The organism is Rhizobium sp. BR 315 (assembly GCF_050577975.1).
Lineage (GTDB): Bacteria > Pseudomonadota > Alphaproteobacteria > Rhizobiales > Rhizobiaceae > Rhizobium > Rhizobium miluonense.
The window spans coordinates 52203-68119 of record NZ_JARWKZ010000023.1; the positions used below are offsets into that span (position 1 = coordinate 52203).

The 15917-nt window shown below is 62.2% G+C and carries 13 protein-coding genes; 5 read left to right on the plus strand and 8 right to left on the minus strand.

Going from position 1 to position 15917, the window contains the following annotated elements; translation table 11 throughout:
• Window positions 1–76: 76 nt before the first annotated feature.
• Window positions 77–637 carry a TetR/AcrR family transcriptional regulator gene (locus tag QD409_RS20960; RefSeq protein WP_092842943.1) on the minus strand — a complete coding sequence of 187 codons (561 nt, stop codon included), beginning with the start codon at window positions 635–637 and terminating at the stop codon, window positions 77–79.
• A 136-nt stretch (window positions 638–773) separates the two neighbouring features.
• On the opposite strand from QD409_RS20960, the gene QD409_RS20965 reads away from it, so the two are divergent.
• Window positions 774–1985, plus strand: coding sequence for an MFS transporter (locus tag QD409_RS20965; RefSeq protein WP_092842945.1), 1212 nt, complete (start codon window positions 774–776; stop codon window positions 1983–1985).
• 8 nt (window positions 1986–1993) lie between these two features.
• Here QD409_RS20965 and QD409_RS20970 read toward each other — a convergent pair whose 3' ends face one another.
• From QD409_RS20970 to QD409_RS20990, 5 genes are all read right to left on the minus strand, one after another.
• Window positions 1994–2437 carry a YybH family protein gene (locus QD409_RS20970; protein ID WP_430763570.1) on the minus strand — a complete coding sequence of 148 codons (444 nt, stop codon included), beginning with the start codon at window positions 2435–2437 and terminating at the stop codon, window positions 1994–1996.
• A 101-nt stretch (window positions 2438–2538) separates the two neighbouring features.
• Complete coding sequence (locus QD409_RS20975; protein WP_430763571.1) at window positions 2539–4749, minus strand: 3-hydroxyacyl-CoA dehydrogenase NAD-binding domain-containing protein; 2211 nt, start codon at window positions 4747–4749, stop codon at window positions 2539–2541.
• Window positions 4750–4761: 12 nt separating this feature from the next.
• Complete coding sequence (locus QD409_RS20980) at window positions 4762–5970, minus strand: acetyl-CoA C-acetyltransferase (RefSeq protein WP_092842951.1); 1209 nt, start codon at window positions 5968–5970, stop codon at window positions 4762–4764.
• Between the two features lie 35 nt (window positions 5971–6005).
• Window positions 6006–7802 carry an acyl-CoA dehydrogenase C-terminal domain-containing protein gene (locus QD409_RS20985; RefSeq protein ID WP_430763572.1) on the minus strand — a complete coding sequence of 599 codons (1797 nt, stop codon included), beginning with the start codon at window positions 7800–7802 and terminating at the stop codon, window positions 6006–6008.
• Between the two features lie 57 nt (window positions 7803–7859).
• Window positions 7860–8168: a hypothetical protein gene (locus QD409_RS20990; protein WP_139115009.1), complete on the minus strand. Its 309-nt coding sequence runs from the start codon at window positions 8166–8168 to the stop codon at window positions 7860–7862.
• 112 nt (window positions 8169–8280) lie between these two features.
• Between QD409_RS20990 and QD409_RS20995 the strand changes: the two genes are divergently transcribed.
• The 3 genes from QD409_RS20995 (at window position 8281) to QD409_RS21005 (ending at window position 13985) form a co-directional block, all read left to right on the plus strand.
• The gene (locus QD409_RS20995; RefSeq protein ID WP_430763573.1) at window positions 8281–11949 is read left to right on the plus strand and encodes a peptidoglycan-binding protein; all 3669 of its coding nucleotides are present in this window, start codon (window positions 8281–8283) and stop codon (window positions 11947–11949) included.
• Window positions 11950–12255: 306 nt separating this feature from the next.
• Window positions 12256–13179 (plus strand): sulfite exporter TauE/SafE family protein, encoded by a 924-nt coding sequence (locus QD409_RS21000; RefSeq protein ID WP_092842957.1) that lies wholly within the window; start codon window positions 12256–12258, stop codon window positions 13177–13179.
• The gene (locus tag QD409_RS21005; protein ID WP_092842959.1) at window positions 13176–13985 is read left to right on the plus strand and encodes a TIGR02186 family protein; all 810 of its coding nucleotides are present in this window, start codon (window positions 13176–13178) and stop codon (window positions 13983–13985) included. Before QD409_RS21000 ends, QD409_RS21005 begins: the two co-directional genes overlap by 4 nt.
• Here QD409_RS21005 and QD409_RS21010 read toward each other — a convergent pair whose 3' ends face one another.
• The gene (locus QD409_RS21010; protein ID WP_092842961.1) at window positions 13986–14489 is read right to left on the minus strand and encodes a winged helix-turn-helix transcriptional regulator; all 504 of its coding nucleotides are present in this window, start codon (window positions 14487–14489) and stop codon (window positions 13986–13988) included.
• A 108-nt stretch (window positions 14490–14597) separates the two neighbouring features.
• Here QD409_RS21010 and QD409_RS21015 point away from each other — a divergent pair, with 108 nt between their 5' ends.
• Complete coding sequence (locus tag QD409_RS21015; protein ID WP_092842963.1) at window positions 14598–15158, plus strand: dihydrofolate reductase family protein; 561 nt, start codon at window positions 14598–14600, stop codon at window positions 15156–15158.
• Here QD409_RS21015 and pdeM read toward each other — a convergent pair.
• Complete coding sequence (pdeM, locus tag QD409_RS21020; RefSeq protein ID WP_425348505.1) at window positions 15155–15895, minus strand: ligase-associated DNA damage response endonuclease PdeM; 741 nt, start codon at window positions 15893–15895, stop codon at window positions 15155–15157. The two genes, QD409_RS21015 and pdeM, sit on opposite strands and share 4 nt — an antisense overlap.
• Window positions 15896–15917 lie beyond the last annotated feature (22 nt).

Consider the following 15917-nt stretch of genomic DNA (forward strand, 5'->3'; position numbering starts at 1 on the left):
GCGCAATCCGGCGGAAGCTGACGAGCCCACCCTTGGAGAGCTTCTGGGCGGCTCATCGGGCATAAGCGACCAAGATTTAAGCGTTAGACTTTCGCATGACCCTTGCGACAAGCTCGCGAGCATAGCCCGCGTCGAAAGCCTGATCAAAGAGGATGCGGTATATGATCGGCGAGATGAGGTGATCCATCAGCTCTCCCAGGCTCGGGAAGGGCTCGCCATTTTCCCTGGCGCGCGCGATCAAGACGCAAAGCTGTTGCTGCGTGTAGCCGCTGCATTTTTCCGCATTTGCGCCGTCGATGGTTGCTAGAACATCACGAAGCATCTGCCGTCCGACGCCGGAGGCCATTTCGTCGGCATATTGCTCGACCCAGGCCTCCAGGTCCTCGCGGGCACTGCCGATCCTGGCCGGCTCGCCTTCCGGCTGCAGGCGCGAGGCGGCGACGTCGGCCAGAAGCTCTTGAAGATCGCCCCAGCGGCGATAAATGGTTGATGGTGTGACATTGGCGCGCTGGGCAATGAGCGGGATCGTCACATCGGCGCGATCCATCTTTGATAGCATTTCGCGGACGGATTGATGCACGGCCGCCTGTACTCTGGCACTGCGCCCGCCGGGGCGGGGATTTTCTCTGTGGCCCATAAGTCTGCCAATCTTTCCCTTTTGCCGTCAGCGAACAGGTGCGCGCCATTCACTAACGCAAATTATTTGCTTTTGTGCGCCGGGCATCCTATATCCGCCTAACGCAATCTTTTAGCTTTAAGCCAGGATATAGTCGATGCCCACGATCGAATCCACTTCCAGCTTGCCAATTTCTCCGGCCAGACGCTTTGCGCCACTGTTCTACGCCGCAACCAGCGCCCTGTTCTTCGCCGCCTCTTCCGCGCCGACGCCGCTCTACCGTCTCTATCAGCAGGCCTTCGCCTTCTCGCCGGTGCTGATCACGGTGATCTTCGCCGTCTATGCCTTTGCGCTCCTCGCCGCCTTGCTCATCGTCGGTTCCATCTCTGACCATCTCGGCCGCCGCCCGGTGATCTTCGCTTCGATCCTCCTCAATATGGTGGCGATGGCGCTGTTTTTAATGGCCGAGGGGCCGAATTGGCTGATTGCCGCACGCATCGTCCAGGGCCTGGCAACGGGCGCCGCGGCAAGCTCCATCGGAGCTGCGCTCATCGACCTCGACCCGATCAAGGGTTCGATCACCAACAGCCTTGCACCGCTTGCGGGCATGGCGATCGGCGCGCTCGGCACGAGCCTGCTGGTCCAGTTTGCGCCGGCGCCGACCCTGCTTGTCTATTTCGTCACGCTCGCCTTGCTCGTCCTGCAGGCTGTCCTGCTCTGGCTGGTGCCGGAAACGACTGAGCGTCGTGCCGGGTTGCTTGCGTCGTTGAAGCCGGAAGTGGCCGTGCCGCCGCAGGTGCGTCGGACATTGCTGGCGGTAACGCCGATCAACGTCGCCGTCTGGGCGCTTGGCGGCTTCTATCTGTCGCTGGTTCCCTCACTCGTGAGCGTTACCACAGGCAGCACGGCGCCGCTCGTCGGTGGCTCCGTGGTCGCGGCCCTGACAATCAGCGGAGCAAGCGCGGTGTTTCTGTTGCGTAAGAGATCCGCGCAGACCGCAATGACATTGGGCATATCGAGCATGACACTCGGGGTGCTGACGGTCGTTGCCGGCGTGCATGCGGCTGAGGTGTCGATCCTTGCGGTGGGAACGGTGATCGCCGGCGCGGGCTTCGGGGCGACTTTCCTCGGCACGGTACGCAGCATCATGCCGCTGGCAAAACCGGACGAGCGCGCCGGGCTGCTTTCGGCCTTCTACATTCAGAGCTATCTCGCCTTCAGCCTGCCGGCCATCTTGGCAGGCTTCCTGGCCAGAGCGCTCGGATTTGCCGAGGCCGCCGATATCTATGCTGCAGCCATCATTCTGCTCGTCGGCTGGGGCGTACTTGCACTGCGCGCCGGCCGGGAAAAGCCCTTAAGCATTGCGTAAGAATATGCTTACGGTTTGAGACCAAGCTCGGCAAGGCCGCTGCCGTCCATCGCAAACGGCACCGACGTGTGCTCATGAACGATCGTCCAGACTCCGGCCTCCTTTCTGAGGCCGAGCGTTTGGCGAAACCATAGATCGACCTCGAAGCCATCTGATTTCTTACCGGTCATCTGCACGAGGCCGGTCCAGAAGGCGACATCACCACCGACAGTCAGCCTGACATCGACGGCATCGCCGCCGATCGGCCCTTCCCACGTCGAAAACCAGCCTTCCAGACCCTTTTCGCCTTTGCCCTTGTGCACCAAAGGTGCCGCCAGAGTGAAACTGACGACATCGTCGCTCAGGTGCCGAACCACACCCGCTGCATCCTTGTTGCCAAGAGCGGAAGCCCAGCTTGCAAGCGTTGTGTTGATGGCCTCTGCCTCGTCGCGATTGCCGATGATCTCGATCATGTCATCCTCCTCGGTTTGATGAGCTCAAGCAGAAGACGAACGAAAAGGGCCGCTCCCGACAGGAGCGGCCCATTATTTGTCGTGATGGATGACTGCTTGTCTCAAGCGGCCTTTTCGACACGGTAGGGATCGAAGCGTCCGTAGAAAGTCTCGCCTTTCGCGGCCATGTCCCTCAGCAGCGCCGTCGGCTTGAAATGCGGGCCATAGGATGCCGCAAGCTTTTCACAGAGATCGACAAAAGCCTTCACGCCCATGCCGTCGATGTAGGACAGCGCGCCGCCGGTGTAGGGGGCGAAACCGAAGCCGAGGATGGAGCCGACATCAGCCTCGCGCGGGTCAGTGACGATGCCCTCTTCCATGGTGCGGGCCGCCTCGAGCGCGATGGTGACGAGGAAGCGCTGCTTCAGCACGCCGACATCGACCTCATCGGCCTTCTTCTGCGGATAGAGATCCTTGAGGCCCGGCCAGAGTGACTTCTTGGCCGGCTTCGGCGGATAGTCGTAGAAGCCCTTGGAATTCTTCCGGCCCAAGCGACCCTCGCCTTCGACGAGACCGGTGACCAGCTGCATGTGACGCGGGTCGACCGCCTTCTCGCCGAGATCGGCAACAGTCGCCTTCAGGATCTTGTAGGAGAGATCGATGGCGACTTCGTCGTTGAGCGCCAGCGGTCCCACAGGCATACCGGCCATCTTGGCGGCATTCTCGATCATGACAGCGGGCACGCCTTCGATCAGCATGTCATAGGCTTCGTGGATATAGCGGAAAACGCAGCGATTGACGAAGAAGCCGCGCGTGTCGTTGACGACGATCGGAGTCTTCTTGATCGCGGCTACGTAGTCCAGCGCGACGGCGATGGCACGGTCACCCGTTTCCTTGCCGAGGATGACTTCGGTCAGCATCATCTTCTCGACCGGCGAGAAGAAGTGGACGCCGATGAAATCGACGGGGCGCTTCGAATTCTTCGCAAGGCCTGATATCGGCAGCGTCGATGTGTTGGAGGCAAAAATAGCGCCTGCCGGCAGCACGGCTTCGACGGCCTCGATGACGGCTTTCTTGACCTCGCGATCTTCGAACACGGCTTCGATGACGAGATCGGCATCCTTGAGATCGGCATAATCGGCCGAAGGCGTGATGCGGGAGAGCAGAGCGGCACCTTCTTCCTGCGTCAACCTTCCCTTACCGATCGAATCCTTTACCAGCCCCTCGCCGACGCCCTTGCCCTTGGCCGCGGCTTCGATGTCGCGATCGATGAGCGTGACGGGGATGCCCGCAGCTGCCGTGACATAGGCGATGGACGCGCCCATGAAGCCGGCGCCGACGATGCCGACCTTCTTCAGCTCCGTCTTCGGCTGGCCTGCCGGGCGGCGGGCGCCCTTGCCGAGTTCCTGCATGGAGATGAACAGCGAGCGGATCATCGAATAGGCTTCGGTGGTCTGCAGAACATGCGTGAAATAACGCTGCTCGATCTTCAGGCCGGTATCGAAGGGAACCTGCAGGCCTTCATAGACGCATTTGAGGATGGCAAGCGCCGCCGGATAATTGCCCGACGTCTCGCGGCGCAGGATGGCCGGTGCGGCCGGCCAGAGCTGGGCTGCGGCAGGCGTCCAGATGCCGCCGCCCGGTGCCTTGAAACCCTTTTCGTCCCAGGGAGCCACAGGCTTCAGGCCGTCCTTGATCATCTGCTTGGCGGCCGGGACCAGCTGGTCCGGCTCGACCACCTGATGCACGAGGTTCATCGCCTTGGCGCGTGCCGCCGTCAGCGACTGCCCCGTCGTCATCATCTGGAGGGCGGACTGAGCATCCGTCAGGCGCGAGACGCGCTGCGTGCCGCCGGCACCCGGGAAAAGGCCGACCTTGACCTCCGGCAGCGCGATCTTGACGCTCTTGGCGCTCGATGCGACACGGCCATGGCAGGCGAGCGACAGCTCGAAAGCGCCACCCATGCAGGTGCCGTTGATCGCAGAGACCCACGGCTTGCCGCAGGTTTCGAGCTTGCGGAAGAGGCCCGTCATACGCCCAACGAGATTGAAGAGCTTCTGCGCGGCAGCAGCCGGGTCTTTCGCCTTCTCATCCTGATAGAGCGAGAACATCGACTTGATCATCGACAGATCAGCGCCGCCGGAGAAGGAGGACTTGCCCGAGGTGAAGACCACGCCCTTGACGGCCGCATCGGCGACGGTCGCGTCGATGATGGCGCTCAGCTCATCCATCACCTCGGCGGTGAAGACGTTCATGGACTTGCCGGGCATGTCCCAGGTGACGAGTGCGATGCCGTCTGCGTCGGTCTCAACGGTGAAATTTGTGTAAGCCATTGTTTTCCCTCCTCAGACGCGTTCGATGATCGTGGCCGTGCCCATGCCGGCACCGATGCAGAGCGTCACCAGCGCGGTATTGAGGTCGCGGCGCTCCAGCTCGTCCAGCACTGTACCGAGGATCATCGCGCCGGTTGCGCCGAGCGGATGGCCCATGGCGATAGCGCCACCATTGACGTTGATCTTGTCATGCTCGATGTCGAAGGCCTGCATGTAGCGCAGCACGACGGCGGCGAAGGCTTCGTTGAGCTCGAATAGATCGATGTCTGCAAGCGTCAGGCCGCTGCGCTTCAAGAGCTTTTCGGTGACGTCCACCGGGCCGGTCAGCATCAGCGCCGGGTCGGAGCCGATATTGGCAAAGGCCCTGATGCGGCCGCGCGGCTTCAGACCCATGCTCTCGCCGCCAGCCTTGGAACCGAGCAGCACGGCGGCAGCGCCGTCGACGATGCCGGAGGAATTGCCGGCATGATGCACGTAGTTGATGCGTTCCACTTCCGGGTGCGCCTGAATGCCGACGGCTTCGAAGCCGCCCATCTCGCCGGGCAGCTGAAACGAGGGATTGAGCGAAGCCAACGCCTGCATGTCAGTGCCGGGGCGCATGTGCTCGTCGCGATCGAGAATGGTCAGGCCGTTGATATCCTTCACCGGAATGACGGAATTCTTGAAATAGCCCTTCTCCCAGGCATGAGCTGCGCGCTTCTGGCTTTCAACGGCATAGGCATCGACATCATCGCGCGAGAAGCCGTATTTGGTGGCAATGAGATCGGCCGAGACGCCCTGCGGCATGAAATAGGCCGGGAAATTGACGGAGGGGTCCATGAACCAGGCACCGCCGGACATGCCGAGACCGACGCGCGACATGCTTTCGACGCCGCCGGCGATGACGATGTCATCAGCACCCTGCGCGATCTTGGCCGCACCGAAATTCACGGCATCGAGACCGGAGGCGCAGAAGCGCGAGATCTGCATGCCGGGCGCCTTGGTGGAATAACCGGCTTCGAAAGCGGCACCCCTCGGGATGACGGCGCCGGCTTCCATGACCGGATCGACGCAGCCCATGATGATGTCGTCAACGGTTTCGGTGTCGAGGCCGTTGCGGTCGCGGAGTGCTTCCAGCGCCTTGGCCGCAAGTCGCACGGACGGCACCTCGTGCAGCGATCCATCCTTCTTGCCGCGCCCGCGCGGCGTGCGCACATGGTCGTAAATGAAAACCTCGGTCATGTCTCATCTCCCTGCAGCGGCAAGCGCCGCCCTGCTCAAAAGGCTTCCGCAGCCAGTTCCATCATCGTGTCGGCGCCGGCTTCGATGCGGGCCTTGCGCAATGCCGTTTCCGGCATGATGCGCTCCATATAGAACCGCGCCGTGACAAGCTTGTTCTTCAGATAATCCTCGCGCGCGCCGTCGCCGCCCGCAAGGCCTGTCTGCGCCGCCTTCGCCATCTTCGCCCACATATAGCCGAGGACGACGAGACCGAAGAGGTGCATGTAGTCGGTCGAGCCGGCACCCGCATTGTCGGGCTTGGCCATGGCGTTCTGCATGAACCACATGGTTGAGGCCTGCACATCGTTCAAGCCCTTCTTCAGATGCTTGGTGAAGAAGGCCATCTGCTCGTCGTTGCGGTTCTCCTCGCAGAAATCGCCGATCTCCTTGAACAGAGCCATGACGGCGCGGCCGCCGTTCAGCGCCAGCTTGCGACCGACGAGATCGAGCGCCTGGATGCCGTTGGCGCCCTCATAGATCATGGAGATGCGGGCATCGCGGACATACTGGCTCATGCCATGCTCTTCGATATAGCCGTGACCGCCGAAGACCTGCTGCGCCATGACGGCATGTTCGAAGCCCTTATCGGTCATGACGCCCTTGAGAATCGGCGTTGCCAGACCAAGGATATCGTCGGCTGCCTGGCGGTCCTTCTCGTCCGGGGAGCGATGGGCGATATCCGACTTCAGCGCCGTCCACAGCAGGAAGGCACGGCCGGCTTCGTTGAAGGCGCGAATGGTCATCAGCGAGCGGCGGATATCGGGATGGACGATGATCGGATCAGCCTTTTTGTCCGGCGCCTTGGGGCCGGAGAGCGAGCGGCCCTGGATGCGCTCGCGGGCGTAGTTTGCTGCGTTCTGATAGGCGATCTCGGCAATAGAGAGACCCTGCAGGCCGACGCCGAGGCGCGCCTCGTTCATCATGACGAACATGGCGTTGAGGCCCTTGTTCTCGGCGCCGATCAGGAAGCCGGTGGCCTCGTCATAGTTCATCACGCAGGTCGCGTTGCCGTGAATGCCCATCTTGTGCTCGATCGCACCGCAGGAGACCGGGTTGCGCGCGCCAAGCGAGCCATCTTCCCTGACGAGGAACTTCGGCACGATGAACAGCGAGATGCCCTTGGTGCCTTCAGGCGCACCTTCGATGCGGGCAAGGACGAGATGGACAATATTATCCGTCATGTCGTGTTCGCCGGCGGAAATAAAGATCTTCTGGCCGGAAATCTTGTAGCTGCCATCGGCTTGCGGCACGGCCTTGGCGCGCAGCAGGCCAAGATCGGTGCCGCAATGCGGCTCGGTGAGGTTCATGGTGCCGGACCAGATGCCCTCGACCATCTTCGGCAGATAGGTCTGCTTCTGCGCGTCGGTACCATGCACGAGGATGGCGGCGATCGCGCCCTGCGTCAGGCCCGGATACATCATCAGCGACATATTGGCGGCAGAGGTATACTCGCCGACGGCGCAGTGCAGCACATAGGGAAGCCCCTGCCCGCCGAATTCCTCCGGCACCGCCAGACCCAGCCAGCCGCCTTCGCGATAGGCGCGATAGGCTTCCTTGAAGCCCTTCGGCGTCGAGACGGTGCCGTCGTCGTGGCGCACGCAACCTTCCTGATCGCCCGAATAATTGAGCGGGAAGAGCACTTCTTCCGACAACTTGGCCGCCTCGCCGACGATCGCCTCGATCATGTCGGGCGTGGCGTCCGCGTAGCCGGGCAGGTTGTTGTAGCGCTCCACCCCGAGCACATCGTTCAGGACGAAGAGCGTATCGTTCACGGGGGCCTTGTAGACTGGCATCTTTCGAATTCCTCCAATTCGCCGCCGGACCTCAGATTCCGGTCACTGCGGTTACTCTTACAAAATATTGACGTTTGCGTAAACGTCAAATTTGTATCGCACCGAATTTTTGGCGAAGCGATGGAACGGCGCTTCGATCGGCACGAACGGAACGCAGCGTTTCCAAAGACCTTCCGGGGTTTGCCCCATAAGAATATCGGGGCATCCGACAGCAGAACCGAAATAAAAGGTTAAGACTTCCGATAAACTTAACGAGTTGTTTACCACGTTTCGTAAATTGTACGAGTTGAGCAGCGGTGCTTCGCGTTTCTTCAACTTATCCTTTGATGACGCGCTGTCTTTGCGGCTCTGTTTAAGGAAAGCCAATACATTTATCCCTTTCCGAACGGCGGGATCCGGGCAGCGCGGCAATGTCGCAACGTCTTTCTTCCGTCAACATGGTGACCTGGGTGGTCATAGTTCGAGGCGAGCAAAAGATATGAGCGGATCGCGATCAAATCCTACCAGCACGGGCGACTGGACGTCGCTGGATGCTCTGAGCCGCACAATCGAGGGGCTGGAAGCGCGCATCGAGGGATTGATGGGCACCGCCGCCTCGCGCGATACGCACCAGCGCGTCGCTGCCGGCTATGGTGCCGTTCCCGAGCGCACTGCTCCGCCGGAGCGCATGCCGCCGCGCCCCGAACGCGAATACCCAGCCAGCCGGCCCTATGAGCGTCCGCTGCGCTCCGAGCGCCAGGAGAACGACGTCCGCCCCGATCCGCTTGCAGAAATCCGCCAACGCCAGCGCGCGCTCGAGGCAAACCGCGAGCGGCTGCTTTCCCGCCGCGAAGAAATCCCGCAGTCCGAACCGCAGCCGGTTCGTCGTCCGCTCGATCCCTATAGCCAGCGCCAGCCGCAACGGCCGACCGCTGAAAATTCCGTCGACATCGCTCAGGCGCTCGTCAATCTTCGCCAGGATCTGAAGCGCGATATCGCCGACAGCGTGACCCGCGAAGTGAACTCGCTGCGCGCCGAAATTCGCGATATCCGCGAGAACACGAACGACAGGCATTTCGCAGCCGACGTTCGCGAGGATATGGCGCGGCTTGCCGACAGCATCAATCAGCTTACCGGGCAGCCTGAGACGGCCGGCCTGAAGGCCGAGTTCGACGAGCTGCGCTCGCTGATGGATGGCCTTGCCCGCGAGGAGTCCCTCCACCATGTCGGGCGCCAGGTGAAGGCGATCGACACCACCGGCCTGCAGGACGAGCTCGTTTCGCTCGCCTATCGCCTCGACGATATCAAGCAGCACCTCGGCGGCATGAATGACAGCCCCGCGGTGCATGCGCTGGAAAACAAGCTGCTGACGATTGCGACCGCGATGGAAAGCCTCGGCTCCATGATGCAGCCGCAGGACCAGGCGATGCAGCGGCTCGAAGGACGACTCAGCGGTCTTGCCGACCAGATCGACGTGATGAGCCGCGACGCGGCTCGACGCCAGCCTGCCGACGATCTCTCCGGCCGTCTCGAAGCGCTCTCCATGCGCATCGACGAGCTGGGCAGCGCCAAGGCCGTCGCCCGCCTCGAGGAGCGCCTGGACCAACTCTCGCATCTGATGGAGCGCTCGCAGAAGGCGGCGCCGCAGCCCGAACTCGTCACTTATCTTGCCGATATCTCCCACAAGATCGATGCGCTGGAACACGGTTCGGTCGGCAACGTCCTGGCGGACCGCCTGGACTACCTCGCCCGCCGCATCGACGAGATGGATTTCCATCCGCCCGTTCCGGCCGCAAGCCTTGACGACAGCGCCGCGCGCCGGCTGGAAGGCCGCCTCTCCGACATAGCGGCACGGCTGGAAGCCAGCACCGCAGCACCGCCGACGGATATGCAGGCGATGCGCAGCCTCGAAGAGCAGATCGCCCATCTGTCCACTCTGCTCACCAACGAGCCCCGCGCGGCGGCCGACCATTTTCCCGTCGATTTCGATCGGCGGATGGGCGCCATCGAAGACTATATGGCGACCAACGACGAATACATCATCGAGGCGGCACGCCATGCGGCGGAAACCGTCGTCGAGGCCTATTCGCGTGACGGCGGAATGGTCAGCGGGGTGCGGCCTGGCGACATGGCGGCACTGACGGCGCTCGCCGAAGACCTGCGCCATCTTGAAGATCTCAGCCGCGCCAGCGACGAGCGTACGCATCGCACCTTCGAGGCGCTGCACGACACGCTGCTGCAAATCGCTGACCGGCTCGACCACATGGAACATCGCCGGCCGGCACCGGCCATGCCCGCAGCGACCTTCAAAAGCGACGTCTTCGCGCAAGAAGATGCCCCGGCCATCAGGCCGCCGATGGCAGCGCCGCAGAAGGCAGGCCCGATCATCCGCACGGTTGCGCCCGCAGAGTCTGCCGCCGATTCCGAAACCGTTGTCGCGCAGGCAATCGATGCCAATACCAAGGCGGAAATCAAGGCTGCCGCCAAGAAGAGCGGTTCGAGGGCTGGCCTTCTCGCCAGCCTCGGCAAGCGTCTCTTCACGCCGGAAAAGGCCGAGCCGATCTTCCTGCCGGACCGCCCCGTGATCGAACAGGCGCCATCGATCGATCCCGCCGACATGATGCCGGCTGAAGAAGCCAACGAGCTGCTGGAGCCTGGCTCCGGCGCACCCGACATCAAGAGGATCCTGGAGCGAGTGCGCGCCAGCCAGACCTCCGCTCGCGGCGGCCGCCAGCCGACCGAGAACGAGCGCGCCGACTATATCGCAGCCGCCCGCCGCGCCGCACAGGCTGCGGCAGTAGAAGTCGATCAAGCGCAGCGCGGCACCGCACCATCCTCCAAGAAGGATGCAAAGACGGGCGGAGCATTTTCGCGCTTCCGCCGCCCGATCCTGCTCGCGATTGGCGCTGCGCTGCTGGCGATCATGGCTTTCCCGCTGGTCAACACTCTGACGCGCGGCCAGAAGGCGCCGCAGCCGGCGCAGATTTCGACCCAGGTTGCACCGGCAGACAGCGCCGCGACCAACAGTGTCGCCGCCACCGCCAACGCGGCCGGCAACAATCAGCTGCCCGGCGCGGGCCAGACCGCAACGCCGGCGGCCACCGCGACGAATGCGACAGAGGTTCAGCCCGCAGCGGCACCTGGCAATCCGACGCCTGCGCCAACCGACGACCACCCTGCAGCGGCGGCTCCGCTCGACGGCAATCAGGGCGCTACGGAAATTCCGGCGAGCAGCGAAGCTCCTGCACAGCAGACCGCAGCTATCGCCCCCACCGACAAAGTATCCCTCGCGGCTCCGGCAGCAGCAGATATCCAGGTGCCTGACGGCATCCAGCCGCCATCGCTCGCCGCCGCAGCCAAGTCGGGCGACCCCGTTGCGCTCTTCGAGATCGGCGCGCGCTACACCGATGGCCGCAATGTCGCGACGGATCTGAAGCAGGCGGCAAGCTGGTACCGGCTTTCGGCCGACAAGGGTTACGCGCCGGCACAGTACCGGCTTGCTAGCATGTACGAGAAGGGCAACGGCATCGACCGCAATCTCATCAAGGCCAAGGAAAATTACGAGCAGGCCGCCAATCAGGGCAACGCCAGCGCCATGCATAACCTCGCCGTCCTCTACGCCTCGGGCGCAGCCGGCCAACAGGATTACGACTCCGCTGCAAACTGGTTCACGCGCGCCGCCAATCTCGGCGTCTCCGACAGCCAGTTCAACCTTGCGATCCTCTACGCCCGTGGCAACGGCGTGAAGCAGGATCTGCAGGAGTCCTACAGGTGGTTTGCGATCGCCGCCAAGAGCGGCGACAAGGACGCCGCGCAGAAGCGCGACGAAGTCGCCAACGCCATGAAGCCGGCCGATCTCGAAGGTGCGCGCGCCAAGGTCGATCTCTGGAAGGCCCAGCCGGCCGATCCCAAGGCCAACGGCACGGACGTTCCCGATGAATGGACGACCGGCAAGGGCGTGAACACGGCTTCCATCGACATGAAGAAGGCCATCCGCAACATCCAGGCCATCCTCAACAAAAATGGCTTCGATGCCGGCGCACCTGATGGTGCGATGGGTGACAAGACAGTTGCGGCACTGAAGAGCTTTCAGAAATCCGTCGGCCTGCCGTCGGATGGACGGGTAACGGATCAGGTCGTCAAGGAGCTTCTGGCCCGCAACAAGTAGACCTTGCTGTTCCTTCGGAATTCAGAATAGCAGCACGCTGGCGTTACCACGGCGGCGTGCTTTTGTTTTGCGGAGGTTCGATGCGCGCAGCCGCAGGCCGCACGCACCCTTGCCCTTCCGGCATATCGCCGTCACAGAAAAGCGGAAAAAGCCGCGCTAGAGTGGCACGAGCAATTCTAAAACTGACGCCACGGAGCTTTTCCTAAGGCTCTGGCAATGATTGCAGATTAGAATTCGCCGCTTAAAAGGGGAAAATGGTTCAGGCTCCGATCATCGTGCCGGAATGCCTGCAAGTGGGAACAGCGCGTGACGATCTATCTGCCGATCGCAGAACTGTCGGTGAATATCCTCATCATTCTCGGCATGGGCGCAGCCGTAGGGTTCCTCTCCGGCATGTTCGGTGTCGGCGGTGGCTTCCTGATCACGCCGCTCCTCATCTTCTACAACATTCCCCCGGTCGTCGCTGTTGCCACCGGCTCCAACCAGGTTGTCGCCTCCTCGGTGTCGGGAGCGCTCACGCATTTTCGCCGCGGCTCGCTCGACCTGAAACTGGGCACGATCCTGCTTGCCGGCGGCCTGGCGGGCGCGACATTCGGCCTCTGGCTGTTCGTGCTGTTGCGCAGGCTCGGGCAGATCGACCTGATCATCTCCTTGATCTACGTGCTCTTGCTCGGCACCGTTGGAACGCTCATGCTCTGGGAAAGCGTGCGCGCCATGCGCCGGGCTGCGGGCAAGCTGCCGCCGGCGAGCGGCAAGCTGCGCCATCACAATTGGGTACAGCGCCTGCCGCTGAAGCTGCGCTTCAAGAAATCCAAGCTTTATCTCAGCGCCATTCCGGTCATCGGCCTCGGCTTCTTCGTTGGCATGCTGACGCCGATGGGTATCGGCGGCGGCTTCATCCTCGTGCCGGCCATGATCTATCTGCTGCGCGTTCCGACGAACGTCGTCGTCGGCACCTCGCTGTTTCAGGTCATTTTCGTGACGGCCTTCACCACGATCGTGCAGGCGGCCACCAATTATTCCGTCGATATTATCCTGGCTTTCCTGCTGATGGTGGCAGGCGTCGTTGGCGCTCAATATGGCGTTCGTGTCGGCCAGAAGCTGCGCGGCGAGCAGCTTCGCGCCCTGCTCGGTCTCCTCGTCCTTGCCGTTGGGCTTCGTCTGGCGATCGCTCTCGTGGTCACGCCGGCCGACGTCTATTCTATCGTCATGGAAGGGGTCAGCCGATGAAAGGTTTTGGGCTGCTCATTGCCGCGACCTTGCTGCTTGCGCCGATCGCCGCACAAGCGCAGGTGCTGCTCGATCAGCCGACAACCTCGACGACCGCGCGCGAGACGATGGAAATCGGCACATCGACCAGCGAGATCGCCATCACCTCGGACTTCACCGGCGCCGATCTGACAATTTTCGGCGCGCTTTCCAACACCGACCAGCTGCTTCTGGCGATCGGCCAATATGACATCGTCGTCGTGCTGGAGGGGCCACGCGAAAATGCGACGGTGCGCAAGAAGCAGCGTGTCTTCGGCATCTGGGTCAATACCCGCTCGATGACGTTCGAGCATGTGCCGCAGGCCTATTCGCTATCGAGCACGCGCGCCGTAGACAACATCACCGCGCCGCTGGAACTCAGCGACCGCGGCATCGGCGTCGACCATATACCCCTCACCCCGGTCGGCTTCGTCGGCAATGTCGGCGACGTCCCGGAGTTCCGGCAAGCCTTCCGGCGGCTGCAGGCATCAGGCGGGCTTTACGAAAGCGATCCGGCGGGCGTGCGCTTCGTCAGCTCCTCGCTTTTCAAGGCGACGCTCAGAATTCCTGCCGACGTGCCGAACGGCGTGCACACCGTTCGCGCCTATCTCTTCAAGAGCGGAAAGTTCATCGGCGAGAAGGCTTTGCCTTTGCGCGTCATCAAGACCGGCATAGAGCAGATGATCACGGATGCGGCGCATCAGCAGCCGATCGCCTATGGCGTATTTTCCGTGTTGCTGGCCCTGGCTACGGGATGGGGAGCCAGCTTCATGTTCCGGAAAAACTGATCAGCCGTTCTTCTTGCGATTGACGACTTCGAGATAGGCTTCGGTCAATCGACCGAGGACGGAGGGCGTGCCCGGCGGCAGCACCTTGCCGAGATGCTTGGCGCGCAGCTCCTCCATGAAATCCTCCCATAGGTTCGAGCCACCATTCTCCAGCAGTTCGGCCCGGATCGACAGTTCTTCCGATACCGCCAGATGCTTGCGGCCCCAAGCGCCCATATGGGCGAAGAGCGGCACGAGGTCGATCGCCATTTCGGTCAAGCTATAGACGGCCTTCTGCTTGTGAGTGGGATCGTCCGCGCGCGTCAGCAAGCCGCGCTCGACCAGCCGCTTCAGGCGGTCGGCAAGGATGTTGGAGGCGATCCCCTCCTCCGAATTTTGCAGCAGCTCGCGAAAGTGACGGCGATTGCCGAACATGATGTCTCTGATGACGATCAGGCTCCAGCGATCCCCGAGAATTTCCAGCGTCAGATTGATCGGGCAGCCGGAACGATGTGATGCGTCCATAATGATCTCCAAAAACTGCTTGCATTTTGCCATCGGTGTAGCTAGCAATCAACCGCTTGCTTTTAGTAACCAGTTTCATTTATGAAACAGTTTGCCACGGAGGAAATGATGAGAAAGCTTGTTGTCTGGAATCTCATGACGCTTGACGGCTATTTCGAGGGAACCAAGCCCTGGGATCTCGATTTTCACATGCTCGCATGGGGCGACGAGCTGGAGCGCTATGCGACAGACCTCGGCAAGGAAGGCGATCTGCTGATCTTCGGCCGCAAGACCTATGAAGGCATGGCCGCCTACTGGTCGACCGCAACGGAAACGCCCGCCATCGCCGCCTACATGAACGGCATCGCCAAGATCGCCGCCTCGCGGACGCTCGACAAGGCGGATTGGAATAATACCCGCGTCGTCGGCGACATTGCCGCGGAAGTGAAGACGCTGAAGGAAGAACCCGGCAAGACCATGTTCGTCTTCGGCAGCGCCGAGGTGACGGATGTGCTGCTCAAGGCTGATCTGGTGGACGAGATCCGCATCTGCCTTGTTCCCGTCGTGCTGGGATCAGGCAATCCGCATTTCAAGCCGGCAACGGCGCAGCGGCCGTTGAAGCTCATCGACTCCACGGCCCTCAAGACCGGGGCAGTCGTCCTGCGTTACGTACCCGCAAACGTAGCTTAGGCAGATAGGTTACCGAACCGCACGGAATAGATCCGGTCGCGGCCGAGCAGATGAGCGATCAGGCTCTCCCGCTCGAAGAGACCCGCCATCGCCTTGTGGCGGAGATCGAGGCCGCCCGCCATCACGCCGAAGGCCGGCATCAGCAGACGGGCGCCATCCGTCGCAAAGCACGGGCGGCGCACCGACTTTTCACGACGGCGAACGGTGGCGGAAGGATGCAGGTGGCCGGCGATTTCGCCAGCCTGCCGGCCCGCCTTCGGTTCGTGGCGGAAGGTGAGCCCGCCATAAAGCACCTCGTCGACGGAATGGCCGGGAAGGTCGACCGTGCCATCCGGATCGTGATTGCCGTTGATCCAGATCCATTCGCGGCCACGCGCCATATTGACGATGAGGCTGCGAAACTCTTCCGGCAAATGCTGCGAACCGACCCGATCATGGAAATTGTCGCCGAGCGACACGACGAGCTTCGGATCGTAGCGGGAGATGACGGCGGAGAGAACGGTCAGCGTCGCCAGCGTGTCATAGGGCGGCAACAACATACCGCGACGGGCAAAGGCCGCCCCCTTTTCCAGATGCAAGTCGGAGACAACGAGAATACCAGCATCCGGCAGATAGAGCGCGCCAAGCGGATCGCAGACGGCCGCGACACCGTGAACAATGGTCTCGACGCCCGCAGCGGGCGCAGATTCGCCGCTGTCTTGGCAGTTCAAGCTCCGTGCCAGCGCCAGCCGGTTGATCACCTCAGTCCATCCTCGTTCA

Coding starts and splice junctions, on each gene's coding strand:
- QD409_RS20960 (WP_092842943.1), bottom strand. CDS start 637: ATGGGCCACAGAGAAAATCCCCGCCCCGGCGGGCGCAGTGCCAGAGTA.
- QD409_RS20965 (WP_092842945.1), top strand. CDS start 774: ATGCCCACGATCGAATCCACTTCCAGCTTGCCAATTTCTCCGGCCAGA.
- QD409_RS20970 (WP_430763570.1), bottom strand. CDS start 2,437: ATGATCGAGATCATCGGCAATCGCGACGAGGCAGAGGCCATCAACACA.
- QD409_RS20975 (WP_430763571.1), bottom strand. CDS start 4,749: ATGGCTTACACAAATTTCACCGTTGAGACCGACGCAGACGGCATCGCA.
- QD409_RS20980 (WP_092842951.1), bottom strand. CDS start 5,970: ATGACCGAGGTTTTCATTTACGACCATGTGCGCACGCCGCGCGGGCGC.
- QD409_RS20985 (WP_430763572.1), bottom strand. CDS start 7,802: ATGCCAGTCTACAAGGCCCCCGTGAACGATACGCTCTTCGTCCTGAAC.
- QD409_RS20995 (WP_430763573.1), top strand. CDS start 8,281: ATGAGCGGATCGCGATCAAATCCTACCAGCACGGGCGACTGGACGTCG.
- QD409_RS21005 (WP_092842959.1), top strand. CDS start 13,176: ATGAAAGGTTTTGGGCTGCTCATTGCCGCGACCTTGCTGCTTGCGCCG.
- QD409_RS21010 (WP_092842961.1), bottom strand. CDS start 14,489: ATGGACGCATCACATCGTTCCGGCTGCCCGATCAATCTGACGCTGGAA.
- QD409_RS21015 (WP_092842963.1), top strand. CDS start 14,598: ATGAGAAAGCTTGTTGTCTGGAATCTCATGACGCTTGACGGCTATTTC.